Source organism: Anaerospora hongkongensis (assembly GCF_004339805.1).
Taxonomy (GTDB): domain Bacteria; phylum Bacillota; class Negativicutes; order Sporomusales; family DSM-15969; genus Anaerospora; species Anaerospora hongkongensis.
In genome coordinates, this window is sequence record NZ_SLUI01000024.1 from 1 (window position 1) to 12,386 (window position 12,386).

A 12,386-nucleotide genomic window follows, 5' to 3' on the forward strand; every position below is an offset into this window, starting at 1 on the left:
CCACCCGTTCCCATCCCGAACACGGTAGTTAAGCCCATATACGCCGAAAGTACTTGGCTGGAAACGGCCTGGGAGGATAGGGAGTCGCTGATTAGGCAAAGAGCACTTACGAATGTGAGTGCTTTTTTGTTTTGTCTATCTGTGAAAGGCCTGGCAGGGAGAGTGCCATTGCAACGCTCCGACGCTGTCGCTTAACCTACGCTAATGCAACGGCGCTCGCCCTACCTCGTCAGCGATAGAGTGTATGTAACGATGCTCCTGCCTAAAGCGGACAAAGGATGCCAGTGTCCCTTTTTTTGCTTTGCCGCTTAAAACGTTGTATAATTTTTCCTATAGGCCACTTGGCAGCAATGGGCATATTAATAGTAGATAAAAAAGTGAGGGATAAAAATGACAACAAGCCGGAGTTTGGCCTTACATACTGATGTTCGCGAACAATTGTGCATAGAGAATAAGCCGGACCCATGCACGATTGTCATTTTTGGTGCTTCAGGTGATTTAACGCATCGAAAATTAATACCGGCACTGTTTGGCATGTATTTGAAGAAGATGCTGCCGGAACAATTCGCTATTTTAGGCTGCGCCAGAAGCGTAATCAGTGAAGCGGAGTTTGCTAAGATGGTCCGTGAAGATCTCACTGATTTTGAAGGGGCTGGTGCCGATGAAACGGAAGAGTTTGTTAGACATTGCAGCTACTTGCCGGGGCGCTATGATAACCAGCAGGTATATGATGAGTTAGCAGTGGCTTTGCGGAAGTTAGAGGAAAAGTTTCAAACTGGCGGCAATTGTCTTTTTTACTTTGCCACACCTCCCAGCTTGTTCATTCCTATTACAGAAGGCCTCAGCAGTGCCAGATTAACTGATGAACGCAGAGGTTCCTGGTCGCGGATTGTTATTGAGAAACCTTTTGGCCATGACCTTGCCAGCAGTCTTTCCATAGATAAAGCGCTTAAGCAGCATGTGGCTGAAAGCCAGATTTATCGAATTGATCACTATTTGGGCAAAGAAACAGTACAGAATATCCTGATTCTTCGCTTTGCAAATGCAATTTTTGAACCCTTGTGGAATCGTAAATATATTGATCATGTACAAATTACAGTTGCTGAGACACTGGGGGTTGAAAACCGGGCAGGCTATTATGAACAGGCCGGTGCGCTGCGTGATATGTTCCAAAATCACATGATCCAGATGCTGGCGCTGACGGCGATGGAACCGCCGGCACAATTTGAAGCAAACCGGTATCGGGATGAAATCGTGAAGCTGATTCGAGCAATTCGCCCATTCCCGGTAGAAGAACTAGACAAATGGCTGGTTAGAGGGCAATACCAGGCAGCGGATGAAGCTGGTGTAAGTCTTTCTTACCGGGAAGAAGCAGGAGTCGATGCAGAGTCTTCTGTTGAAACCTTTGTTGCAATGAAAATGATGATTGATAATTGGCGCTGGCAGGGAGTACCTTTTTATTTGCGATCCGGTAAAAGGCTGAAAAACCGGGTTAGTGAGATTGCAATCACATTTAAGCCAGTTCCTCATTCGATTTTTGCACCTGTACAGCCTGAGCAGCTCGCTCCCAATGTACTGGTATTAAAGATTCAGCCGGAAGAAGGGATTGGTCTTACACTAGAAGCCAAGACACCTGGCCCCAAGCTTTGCATGAATTCTTTAAGCCTTAATTTCTCCTATAAGGATATCTTTGGAGGATTTACACCCAATGCGTATGAACGTCTGCTGCTGGACTGCATGACAGGCGACCAAACGCTGTTTGTGCGCAATGATGCTGTTGAACTGGCATGGGAGGTATTTATGCCGGTATTAGACGCTTGGAGTAAGACTCCTGAGACAAATGCTTTGCGTCCTTATAAAGCTGGAAGCTGGGGTCCTGTGAAGGCTGATGATTTATTAGCACAGGCTGGTCACAAATGGAGATAGAAGTATATGAGAATGTAGCGGCAGTGAGCGAAGCTGCTGCCCAATATATTTGCCGTACGGCTCAAGAGGCAGTTCGCGAAAAAGGGCATTTCCTGCTGGCGCTGGCTGGTGGGCGTACTCCTAACCTGCTTTACCGGCGCCTGGCTGAACAGCCGTACTGCAGCAAAATGCCGTGGCAGCAGACCTTTGTCTTCTGGGGAGATGAACGTTTCGTCCCGCCTTTGCACATTGACAGCAATTACGGCACAGCCTGGCTGCAGCTTTTTCGTAAAATCAATATATCTTCTGAGCATATATATCCTATCCCTACCATTTTTACAAATCCGGATAACAGTGCAATTCTGTATGAGCAGATGATACGGCGTGCTTTTACGTCTTTGTCGGCAAAACAGTTTGACCTTACGCTGCTTGGTATGGGCGATGACGGGCATACAGCATCGCTTTTTCCAGGCAGGGAGGCAGTTGCGGAGCGGGTTCGCTGGGTAGTTCCTACGGAAAATCCAGCTGGTCAGCAGCGATTATCACTAACTTTGCCTATATTAAATGAAAGCAAGCAGATTTTGTTCTTAGTAACTGGTGTTGAGAAAAAAGCAATGCTACAGAAAGTAGCGAATGATCAGCGTCAAGAAATTAAGCAGTATCCCGCGGCAATGATTAAAGGCCGGGCAAGAACGTTATGGATGGTTGACAGCGCTGCTTACGAAAGCTAAGCTTAGTAAAAAGAGCACTTATCCTGAAGGATAAGTGCTCTTTTGTCCGATTAATTTTTATCATTGAAAGCAATGAAGATGACATTGCTTCCATATTTGGAGGCAAATTCCTGTTCATACTTTTTAAGTGCTTGGACCTGATCAGTGCTTAAATTGGCGACACTTACATTATTTAATCCCATAAATCAATCTCCTTTCTAAAGAATTGCACCAAGATTAGTTTGTCCCCGGTATTTCTTCTTTATTTTAAAATTAAATTACATTTTTTTCAAAGACAGAAAGTGTGTCCTTACTCTATGCTGGTATTATTCTCGCAAAAAGGCAGGTTTTTTTTTGCATCAGCCGAATTAGTATGTACAGACGATCGGAGGAAAAATAATGCAAAAACGACTTAAGAGGCTGTTGCTGCTGGTAATTGTGCTTTCAAGCTTTGCTGTAAGCGGTTGCAATCAGGGGGGGATAGAAAAGCCGTATAAAGAAAGTCATTTTTTGATGGATACATTAATTGAAATTACCGCTTACGGTCCCCAGGCGGAAAAGGGAGTAAAGGAAGCTTTTGGTGAATTTCAGCGTATGTATGCCCTGGCTGATCAGTATGATTCGGGCAGCCAAATAGCAAAGGTAAATCAAGCCGCAGGCAGCAGCAGCGTAGCAGTGGATGCAGATATTTTTGCCATGGTGGAAGAAGCATGCCAGTTTGCCGATAAGCTGGAAGGTACCTTTGATGTAAGTGTGGGCCCGCTGGTGGAGTTATGGGGAATCGGCAAAAAGGGTGAATTTGTGCCTTCCGATACCGAAATTACCGAGATATTACCACTGGTTAATTATAAGCTGATTGAGCTGGATAAAGCTAATCAGACGATTTATCTGCCGAAAAAGGGAATGAAGCTCGATCTAGGCGGAATTGCCAAAGGCTATGCTGTTGATAAGGCAATTGCTAAGCTGCAAGCCGCTGGAATCAAATCAGCTCTTATCAATGCCGGAGGAACTGTGCGTGTCTTAGGAACCCGCCCTGATGGCAAGCCATGGCGCATCGGTGTTCAAGATCCACGCAATCCCGATGGGGTTATCGCCAAACTAGCGCTTACAGGCTGGGACACGATGGAGACATCTGGTGATTATCAGCGGTTTATTATGAAAGATAATGTACGCTATGCACATCTTTTTGATCCTCGCACGGGTAAGCAGCCAAGAGAAATGGCAGCTGTAACGATGATTATGAATAACGCAAGTCAAGGTGATATTTTCAGTACTGCTTTATTTGTTCTTGGAGTAGAGCGAGGCTTAGCTGTGTTAAAAAATTTCCCCGGTGTAGAGGCAATATTTGTCACACTTGACGGAAAGGTTATAACTACGCCTGGTTTGGCAGGAAAGGTGGAATAATGGAGGAATCTATGGATAACTTTTGCAAAAGCCTGGCAGCAGCGATCCAGGCAAATCCTATTTCGATTGAAAATGAAAGTGAATATTTGAATTCAGCCGTGTTAGTGCCGCTGGTTTATCAGGACAATAAGCTGCATGTACTATTTGAGGTGAGGTCGGCTACCTTAAACAGACAACCGGGGGAGATTTGTTTTCCTGGCGGAAGAATAGAACCTGGTGATGACAGTTCACTGGCAGCAGCCATTCGGGAAACAACGGAAGAATTAGGGATAAGTGCAGACCAGATACGGTTTATCGGAGCCTTGAATTATGTCGTTGCTCCATTTGGTGTTATTCTTCATCCTTTCGCTGCTTATCTCCGGCAAGGGACTATTCTTCAGCCTAATGAGGCCGAAGTGGCTGAAGTATTTACCGTACCGCTGGAGTGGTTATTGAATACAGAACCGCAGCAAGCCTTTATGGAGATTGCTACAAGGCCTCTGGAGGGCTTCCCGCTGCACTTGCTGCCGGATGACTATCCTGAGAACTGGAAGGGACGGAAATCCTACCCGGTGTTGTTTTATCACTATCAACATTATGTGATATGGGGCCTGACAGCCCGTGTTTTATTTAGTTTCCTACAGTTTTGCCGGCAGGCGCAGAATAGCGGAAAATAAAAAGCAGATGCCGCATCATACCTCTGAGAGGTCAAGAGCAGCAATCTGCTTTTTCTATACCGTGGCGATTTGCCAAGTACTGCCATGCATGAACTGATTGTATACCTCGGCTATCGTTTCTACAATAGTCGAACGTTTAACAGTTCGCTTTTTGTTCAAGAGGGAAAATTTAAACCAATGTCCTTCTCGGGATAGTTGATAGCGGGTGTTATTGATCACAATAACCAATGATTTAGTGGGAGATTTGCTTAGCGCTTCTTCGAGTGTTTGTACGGCGAAACCATCGAGGGGTGGTCTGGGCCTGAACTCATTCGTGTTTTTCATGAATACACTCTCCCTGTAGGTGTACTATATTCAATTGGCTACCACTATTATATCATTAGACAAGCCGGCAGGCTTTAGCGAAATTCGCTTAAAAAGCAGGATTAAGTACCAAAAACATCAGGCATGCTTACTTAAAGTAACTAATTCTTAAATTTCTGATAATTATCGCGGTAAACGGATTTTGCCGATAAATATTGGGATTGTCTGGTACATATTTAAATTGTACAGCCTACGTATTTTGTATACATAGTTTTTTGAATTTTATGTATAGACTTTTTTTATGCATAACTGGTATAATGTCCATAGGTGAAAAACTTGTTATTATGTTAACTTAATGACAGTGACCGCAAAAACTAAAGGAGGTAAATCTATGGCACAAGCTAAAAAAGGTATAGGACTTACCACACAAATCTTTATTGGATTAATTCTCGGTATCATTTTCGGTTATATTTTCCCTAGTTATGGAGAACAAATGAAACCGGTCGGCGACATTTTTATCCGCATGATTAAAATGATTGTTGTACCGCTGATTTTTAGCTCTCTTGTAATGGGTATTGCCGGTACAGGCGATTTTAAAAAGCTCGGACGTTTAGGCGCAAAAGCAATTATTTGGTTTGAAATTGCCACTACTGCCGCTCTTGTAGTCGGCCTTTGTGTAGTAAATGTGTTAAAACCGGGTGTTGGTGTTGCGATTCATTCAATTGATGCCTCAAGTGCGGCAGCTGCTGCTAAGAAATCGATTGATATGATGCAAATGGTGGTTAATATCGTTCCTACTAACGTTATTGACGCTATGGGACGCGGCGATATGCTGCAAATTGTATTCTTTTCTACCTTTTTTGGTGTTGCTGCTGCTGCCATGGGACCTACCGGCGAGCCTGTTGTAAAGTTAGCTCACAGTGTTGCTGAAATTATGTTCAAGTTTACCTGGTATGTAATGAAGCTGGCTCCGATTGGTGTTTTCGCACTCATTGCTTTTACAGTAGGTAAGTTTGGTCTGGCGATGCTGATTCCACTTGCTAAGCTGATTTTATCGCTATATTTAGCGTTAATTATTTTTGTTCTTGTTGTATTAGTTGGTGCATCTCTTGTCGTAGGTGTTAACTTCTTCCACCTGCTGCGTGCGCTTAAAGAACCAATCCTCATTGCGTTTTCAACTGCATCCAGTGAAGCAGCTCTGCCGATCGCAATGGAAAAACTGGAGAAGTTCGGAGTTCCTAAGCATATTGTTACTTTTGTTATGCCTACTGGCTACACCTTTAACCTTGATGGCTCTACCTTATACAGTGCATTGGCTGTTGTGTTTATTGCGCAAGTATATGGAGTTCCGTTTGATCTGTCACAGCAGGTTATGATGCTGTTTACCTTGATGTTATCGACTAAAGGTATTGCTGCAGTTCCAGGTGCATCCTTAATCGTTATTGCCGGTACTGCCGCCGCTTTCGGCCTGCCGCTGGAAGGCATTGGCATTATCCTCGGCGTAGACCGTATTTTGGATATGGCCCGTACTGCATGTAATCTCATCGGCAACTGTGTTGCAACTGTTGTAGTTGCCCGCTGGGAAAAAGAAATGCCTGATGATGTATTAAAGGTTGCATATTCACAAAGCTACGAAGATTAATATTAAATTTTATTTACAAGCGGGAATAACTATCCCGCTTGTATTTTTTTGTGGTACAATACTAATGATACTAGAAGGGGGGAGTGATTAAACGTGTTTAATTTAGGCATGTCTGAACTGGTATTAATTCTGGTTATTGCTTTAGTTGTTTTCGGACCTGGCAAGCTGCCTGAGGTGGGCAAAGCCATCGGCCGTGGTATTAGTGAGTTTAAAGGTGCACTGAATACGGAATCAAAAGAAGAAAAAACAGTTAAGGAAGCATCCTCCGCCAAGGATAGTAAGCTATAATACATATCAGGCCCAAGGGCCTGTTTTTTCTTTTTTAGCATAATAATTGTTACTCCGCCAATACTAACAAAAACTGTTATTGGAGGGTGACACTATTGCGTAATAGCAAATACATTGCATTGTTGCTTCTTCTGGTTTTCGCTGTGGCATCATTTGCTTTCATTGGCGGCTGCGGTAAAGCGCAAAAGCCGGCTCCTAAGCAAATGAATAATGCCGGATCCGGTGTGGCTGACGAACATCAGGCTAAACCTATGCCTGCCCGGATGATTATTGGCTATTATGAGAATCCTTGGCCTGGTACGCCTGATACTACCGGTTCTTTTCCCAGTATGAAAAGTTTTGCCAAAAGCATGACTCACGTAGCTCCGTTTTGGTACCGGGCAACAAAGGACGGTACGCTGGAAACCAAAGATAGTCAGCTTGTACTGGACACTGCTACCCAATTGGGATTGAAAATATTTCCTTTGATAACCTACAAAACAGGTGCATTGGAAACAATTCTCACCAAGCCTGATATTAGAACAAAGACAATCGATAATATTGTTAAGATTGTTAAAGAGAAGCCTTATGATGGTGTCAATATCGATTTTGAGCTTGTTCCTCCTAAGAATGAGAAAGATCTGACGGCATTTATGGCAGAATTATATCCCAAGCTGAACGGCTTGAATAAGACTGTCATTATCTCGGTTTTCCCTAAAGTTGATGTCCATGAAGATGTTCAAGGCGCATACAATTATGCAGAGTTAGCAAAAAATGCGGACTTCCTGCAAGTCATGCTGTACGACCGTCATTGGGCAACTTCACCTCCGGGAGCAATTGCACCAATAGACTGGTACGAAAAGAACCTGCAATATGCAATCGACCAGGTAGGACCGCAAAAAGTGATTGCCGGTGTCAGCGCGTATGGCTATGATTGGCCCAAGGACGGTCAGGGCGAGACGGTAAAATATGTTGATGCCATCGTGTTAGCTGAGAAGCAGGGCGTCAAAATAGAATATGATGAGAAAGAGCAAGCGCCGCATTTTAGCTATAAAAATCATGAGGTCTGGTTTGAAAACACGAAGAGTACGGATGCCAAGCTAAATATTGTAGCTAAGTATAACCCCGCGGGAATTGCGATTTGGCGACTTGGTCAGGAACAGCCGGAAATTTGGCCGGTTATTGATCAAAAGTTCCATAAATAAAATCAATTGATACAAATAAGTGGCGGGATTCCCGTCACTTATTTGCATGCCCGGCAGGTTTTACTTTCCGGCAGCCGAATACCCATAATAGTCAAGCATAATTATGGCGCAGGAGGAGAACAAATGGCAGTTGTAGAAGTTACCATTATTCCCCTGGGTACGGATTCTCCCAGTATAAGCAGCTATGTAGCTGCTTGTCACAAGGTGCTGGCCGGAGCGGAAGGAATTCAGTACCAGCTGACACCGATGTCGACCATCATTGAAGGGGAACTGGAGCGAATCTTAGAGGTCATTAAACAAATGCATGAGGTTCCTTTTTCCGCTGGTGCTTTACGGGTGTCTACGACTATTCGTATTGATGACCGGCGTGATAAATCCATCACGATGGCAGGCAAGCTTCAGTCTGTTAGGGAAAAACTATAGAGTAAACCGGAGGGATGAACATGTGTCAGGATTGCGGGGGCCACGGCTCGGAATTGACTAAAGAGACGATTACAGTAGAAGGAATGACCTGCGGTCATTGCAAGAGTGCAGTGGAAAAAGCTGTGCGCGGATTACCGGGTGTTTTTTCTGCCGACGTTGATTTGACAGCAAAAACATTGCAGGTCGAATTCGATTCTCATAAGTCTTCACTGGCAGCGATTAAGCAGGCGGTTGAAGATGTAGGTTTTGAGGTTCCCTAAAGACATTGACTGTGCAGTCGACAATTTGGTATAATATTTGACAGGCTCCCAGTATTTTGGGGGCTTGTTGTTTTATTCCAATAGAAAGAAGGTGCTCTTTATGACATCCCGGCTAGAGCGGCGACGCGCCGAACGGTCGCAGGAAAAGCTGCCGCAAAAAGGGTGGATTGTGGCATTACTAATTTTATTGTTAGTGATTGTTGCAGGAGCGTCGTATGTGTTTTTCACAGGCGGTCTAGGGCTAAATAAGACAAAAAGAACAGCAGATTTTGCTGTGGGGCAGCACAAGGTAAATATTCTGGTGCTGGGAGTTGACGAAAGAAGCGGTGACCAAGGCAGATCGGATACTATGTTTGTCGCAACAATTGATGAAGCAACAAAAGCAGTATCCCTTTTATCGGTGCCGCGCGATACGCGGGTAAAAATTCCCGGCTACGGATGGGATAAGATTAACCATGCTTATGCCAATGGCGGCTCAGCGCTTAGCCAGAAAGCAGTGGAAAATTTACTGGGTATACCGATTGACTATTATGTAACGATTGACTTTGCGGGTTTTTATAAAATCGTCGATGCAATCGGCGGCGTGGATATTGATGTTGAAAAACGGATGTATTATGAAGATCCTTATGATGAACTTGTTATTGACATCCAGCCGGGCTTGCAGCATATGAACGGTAAAACAGCAATTAAATATGTACGCTATCGTGACAGTGAAGGTGATATCGGCCGCATTGAGCGGCAGCAGAAGTTTATTAAGGCCGTGTTTAAGCAGCTCGCCAGCCCATCGGTTATTACCAGCATTCCAAGTATTATCCGGGAAGTCAATTCGGTTTTAAAAACCGATCTATCCACTGCAGATATGCTTAGCCTTGCCAAACTAGTAAATGATGCGGCTAAACAAGGACTTAAGACGGATACCGTTCCCGGCAAACCGGCCTATATTGCTGATGTTAGTTACTGGCTTCCCGATGTTGTGGGCTTGCGGGAACATATTGCACAGCTCCAGAGTATTAAAATGGATGATAAGTATGTAAGTACGGCACGGAAGCTGCAGGCTGAATATGATAGTTCCATTCCGAAAGAAATGAAGGTCATAGAAGTAGCAAAGCCCAGCACGCCGGCTAAAGAGCCTGCGCAGCCTAAGATGCCTAAGGAAATCGATAAACCACCGGCACCGGTTAAAGCTGATAAGCCCAATACCAGTGAGGAAAAAATTAAGGTTGAGATTGTAAATGCCAGTGGTTCGTCTGAAGCCGGTGATAAAATAGCGGCAACCATGCGTGCCAAAGGGTTTGAGGTAGATGGGATCAGCACAGCTGCTGCAGTCAACAAAAATACTGTGGTTATTTCGTATAGCACAAATAGTGCGGTTGTGGGAAAACTGACCAGCCTGCCTTTCCGTTATGCGCTGCAGGTGACAAAAGATGACAGCAGAGCAGGTACGATTTCGGTAATTGTAGGGAAAGATTACGTAGATAAATAAAAAGGCAGGAAGATATTGCCATATTAACGGAAAAGAAGCTTGCAAGATGAAGAATGAATATGTTATAATTTTCACACACGTTATTAATACACCCCTCATTTAGCCCTTGTGAAAAGGGCTATTTTTTTTTGCCTATTTTAGCCATACTAAGGACAAACAAGGCAAGGAGCTGACTACATGTGGTATACAGAGCAAATGCGACGTTTTCAGATACTGGCTGTTATTGTAATTGCTGTCATTGGCGGACTCTTGCTGAGGCTGGCGTGGATGCAAATTTTGCAAGGAGCACAGTACAAGCAGGTTGCCGAGCAAAATCGGATTCGCCAGCTTAGTGCTCAGGCTCCCAGAGGGACAATCTATGACCGTAATGGCGCGCCGATTGTCGCTAATCGTCCTAGCTTTGCCATTTCGGTAATTCTTGCAGACTATGCATATCCCGAAGTATCTACACCGCTATTGTCGGCCCTCACTGGCGTTGCAGTTACGGAAATCGAGCAAATGCTGCAGGCCGGGCAGGAGTTTCCCTATACGCCTATCCGCGTAGTGCGTGATGCTGATGAAGCACTAATTGCAAAGGTGCAGGAACGCAAAAACTATCTGCCTGGTGTTGTGGTTGAGGCCTTGCCTGTACGCCATTACATTTATAATCAACTGGCGGCTCATCTGGTTGGCTACTTAGGAAGAATTAGTGAAGATGAGTATACTGCGCGGAAAAAACAAGGATATCACCCCAATGATTTAATTGGCAAAGCGGGAATAGAGCGGATCTGGGAAGAACAGCTGCGCGGCATTGATGGAGGCTTGCAGGTCGAAGTGAATGCCATGGGTGAAGAGGTCGGCATTGTAGGGGAAAAAGCTGCCCTGCCGGGAAAAGGGATTGTATTGACATTGGATGCAAATTTACAAAAAGCGGCCGAGACAGCTTTAAATGAACAAGTGGCAATCAGTAAGAGTATCGGTGAGCCGGCAAAAGGTGGAGCGGTTGTTGTGATTGATGTCCGGACAGGCGGAATCCTGGCATTGGCAAGCAATCCATCCTTTGATCCGAATGTATTTATCGGAGGTGTGAGCCAAAAAGACTGGTCGGCAATCATTAATAATAAGAATGATCCACTGTCAAATCGGGCGATTCAAAACGCCTATCCGCCTGGATCGGTTTTCAAAATTGTTACAGCCGCGGCCGCCCTGGAGTCTGGCTTAACGACAGGGCAAGAGGTTTTTGTCGATAAGGGAGTTTATATTTTGCAAGGCTGGAGTTTTTATGGCTGGGAGACAAAGGGGTTAGGCAGGCTGACCGTGCCCGATGCACTGGCATTCTCCAGTGACCCTGTTTTTTATGAACTGGGGCGCAGGCTGGGGGCGGACAATCTGGCATCGTATGCTTTAACATTTGGCTTTGGCAAACCTACCGGCATCCAGCTATCCGGTGAAGAAGCAGGGGTTGTACCCACTGAAGCCTGGAAAGAAGAATTATACGGCGAACAGTGGTACCCTGGGGAGACGTTAATTGCTGCGATTGGTCAGGGGTATTATAATGCCACTCCCATTCAGCAGGCTATGCTCTTAATGGCAGTGGCAAACGGCGGTATCGTTTATAAGCCTAAACTGGTTGATAAGATATTAAGTGCAGATGGAGCCGTTTTGGAGCAAGCCCCGGCTCAGGTATTGCACACGATATATTTGCGGCCTGATGTGTGGGATTTGATCCGTCAGGGGTTAGTTGCAGTCACGACACGGGGAACGGGGAAAAGCGTATTTGCGGATCTGAACGTTAAAGTTGCAGGCAAGTCAGGATCCGCCGAAACGGGACGTGGGACAACTCATTCCTGGTTTGCCTGTTACGCTCCTGCAGATAACCCGGAAATTGCTATCGCCGTATTGGTGGAAGAAGGCGGTGAGGGATCAGTAGCTGCTGCCCCTGTAACACGTAAAATCCTTGAGGCCTATTTTCAGATTCCTGCCAAGCAAAATATAGTCACACCAACTCCGGGACATACCGATTAATCGCTGGAGCAGATTTAAGTAATTAAAAAAAGGAAATACCTCATTCGGCAAGAAATATATACAAGTAGCTGTAATAGTTGGGCGGAGCCAAAGCTTTTTCGCCTAATTCGTGTATGTGAGGTGC

At 44.9% G+C, this 12,386-nt stretch carries 13 protein-coding genes and 1 rRNA gene; 12 read left to right on the forward strand and 2 right to left on the reverse strand.

Features of this window, described 5'->3' with window-relative positions; translation table 11 throughout:
- The 3 genes from rrf to pgl all read left to right on the forward strand — a co-directional run.
- Positions 1-93: ribosomal RNA gene (gene rrf / locus EV210_RS21575) — 5S ribosomal RNA — on the forward strand; the annotation flags it as partial.
- A 297-nt stretch (positions 94-390) separates the two neighbouring features.
- The gene (gene zwf, locus EV210_RS21580) at positions 391-1,926 is read left to right on the forward strand and encodes a glucose-6-phosphate dehydrogenase (RefSeq protein WP_132083545.1); all 1,536 of its coding nucleotides are present in this window, start codon (positions 391-393) and stop codon (positions 1,924-1,926) included.
- The gene (pgl, locus tag EV210_RS21585; RefSeq protein WP_132083547.1) at positions 1,917-2,636 is read left to right on the forward strand and encodes a 6-phosphogluconolactonase; all 720 of its coding nucleotides are present in this window, start codon (positions 1,917-1,919) and stop codon (positions 2,634-2,636) included. The genes zwf and pgl overlap by 10 nt, the downstream gene beginning before the upstream one ends.
- Before the next feature lie 50 nt (positions 2,637-2,686).
- Here pgl and EV210_RS23390 read toward each other — a convergent pair whose 3' ends face one another.
- The gene (locus tag EV210_RS23390; protein WP_279388526.1) at positions 2,687-2,818 is read right to left on the reverse strand and encodes a hypothetical protein; all 132 of its coding nucleotides are present in this window, start codon (positions 2,816-2,818) and stop codon (positions 2,687-2,689) included.
- 196 nt (positions 2,819-3,014) lie between these two features.
- Here EV210_RS23390 and EV210_RS21590 point away from each other — a divergent pair, with 196 nt between their 5' ends.
- Both EV210_RS21590 and EV210_RS21595 read left to right on the forward strand, forming a co-directional pair.
- A complete protein-coding gene (locus EV210_RS21590) occupies positions 3,015-4,019 on the forward strand; it encodes an FAD:protein FMN transferase (protein WP_132083548.1) in 1,005 nt (334 codons plus the stop codon).
- Positions 4,020-4,030: 11 nt separating this feature from the next.
- Positions 4,031-4,675 carry an NUDIX hydrolase gene (locus EV210_RS21595; RefSeq protein WP_132083550.1) on the forward strand — a complete coding sequence of 215 codons (645 nt, stop codon included), beginning with the start codon at positions 4,031-4,033 and terminating at the stop codon, positions 4,673-4,675.
- Positions 4,676-4,729: 54 nt separating this feature from the next.
- On the opposite strand, the gene EV210_RS21600 is transcribed toward EV210_RS21595, so the two are convergent.
- The gene (locus EV210_RS21600; RefSeq protein WP_132083552.1) at positions 4,730-4,999 is read right to left on the reverse strand and encodes a hypothetical protein; all 270 of its coding nucleotides are present in this window, start codon (positions 4,997-4,999) and stop codon (positions 4,730-4,732) included.
- Between the two features lie 370 nt (positions 5,000-5,369).
- Here EV210_RS21600 and EV210_RS21605 point away from each other — a divergent pair, with 370 nt between their 5' ends.
- From EV210_RS21605 to mrdA, 7 genes are all read left to right on the forward strand, one after another.
- Entirely contained in the window at positions 5,370-6,620 is a 1,251-nt protein-coding gene (locus tag EV210_RS21605; RefSeq protein ID WP_132083554.1) for a dicarboxylate/amino acid:cation symporter, read from the forward strand.
- A 108-nt stretch (positions 6,621-6,728) separates the two neighbouring features.
- Entirely contained in the window at positions 6,729-6,908 is a 180-nt protein-coding gene (gene tatA / locus EV210_RS21610; protein ID WP_207900804.1) for a twin-arginine translocase TatA/TatE family subunit, read from the forward strand.
- An 86-nt stretch (positions 6,909-6,994) separates the two neighbouring features.
- Complete coding sequence (locus EV210_RS21615; RefSeq protein WP_132083558.1) at positions 6,995-8,092, forward strand: glycosyl hydrolase family 18 protein; 1,098 nt, start codon at positions 6,995-6,997, stop codon at positions 8,090-8,092.
- A gap of 123 nt (positions 8,093-8,215) precedes the next feature.
- Positions 8,216-8,515, forward strand: coding sequence for an MTH1187 family thiamine-binding protein (locus tag EV210_RS21620; RefSeq protein ID WP_132083560.1), 300 nt, complete (start codon positions 8,216-8,218; stop codon positions 8,513-8,515).
- 20 nt (positions 8,516-8,535) lie between these two features.
- Positions 8,536-8,775 carry a copper ion binding protein gene (locus tag EV210_RS21625; RefSeq protein WP_132083562.1) on the forward strand — a complete coding sequence of 80 codons (240 nt, stop codon included), beginning with the start codon at positions 8,536-8,538 and terminating at the stop codon, positions 8,773-8,775.
- A 100-nt stretch (positions 8,776-8,875) separates the two neighbouring features.
- Positions 8,876-10,258: an LCP family protein gene (locus EV210_RS21630; RefSeq protein ID WP_132083564.1), complete on the forward strand. Its 1,383-nt coding sequence runs from the start codon at positions 8,876-8,878 to the stop codon at positions 10,256-10,258.
- 177 nt (positions 10,259-10,435) lie between these two features.
- Positions 10,436-12,262 (forward strand): penicillin-binding protein 2, encoded by a 1,827-nt coding sequence (gene mrdA, locus EV210_RS21635; RefSeq protein WP_132083566.1) that lies wholly within the window; start codon positions 10,436-10,438, stop codon positions 12,260-12,262.
- The last annotated feature ends 124 nt before the right edge of the window (positions 12,263-12,386 follow it).

Excerpts from the sequence above, each read along its gene's own strand:
- mrdA (WP_132083566.1), top strand. The coding sequence starts at position 10,436 with ATGTGGTATACAGAGCAAATGCGACGTTTTCAGATACTGGCTGTTATT.
- pgl (WP_132083547.1), top strand. The coding sequence starts at position 1,917 with ATGGAGATAGAAGTATATGAGAATGTAGCGGCAGTGAGCGAAGCTGCT.
- tatA (WP_207900804.1), top strand. The coding sequence starts at position 6,729 with ATGTCTGAACTGGTATTAATTCTGGTTATTGCTTTAGTTGTTTTCGGA.
- EV210_RS21625 (WP_132083562.1), top strand. The coding sequence starts at position 8,536 with ATGTGTCAGGATTGCGGGGGCCACGGCTCGGAATTGACTAAAGAGACG.
- EV210_RS21600 (WP_132083552.1), bottom strand. The coding sequence starts at position 4,999 with ATGAAAAACACGAATGAGTTCAGGCCCAGACCACCCCTCGATGGTTTC.
- EV210_RS21590 (WP_132083548.1), top strand. The coding sequence starts at position 3,015 with ATGCAAAAACGACTTAAGAGGCTGTTGCTGCTGGTAATTGTGCTTTCA.
- EV210_RS23390 (WP_279388526.1), bottom strand. The coding sequence starts at position 2,818 with ATGGGATTAAATAATGTAAGTGTCGCCAATTTAAGCACTGATCAGGTC.
- EV210_RS21620 (WP_132083560.1), top strand. The coding sequence starts at position 8,216 with ATGGCAGTTGTAGAAGTTACCATTATTCCCCTGGGTACGGATTCTCCC.
- EV210_RS21630 (WP_132083564.1), top strand. The coding sequence starts at position 8,876 with ATGACATCCCGGCTAGAGCGGCGACGCGCCGAACGGTCGCAGGAAAAG.
- EV210_RS21605 (WP_132083554.1), top strand. The coding sequence starts at position 5,370 with ATGGCACAAGCTAAAAAAGGTATAGGACTTACCACACAAATCTTTATT.
- zwf (WP_132083545.1), top strand. The coding sequence starts at position 391 with ATGACAACAAGCCGGAGTTTGGCCTTACATACTGATGTTCGCGAACAA.
- EV210_RS21595 (WP_132083550.1), top strand. The coding sequence starts at position 4,031 with ATGGATAACTTTTGCAAAAGCCTGGCAGCAGCGATCCAGGCAAATCCT.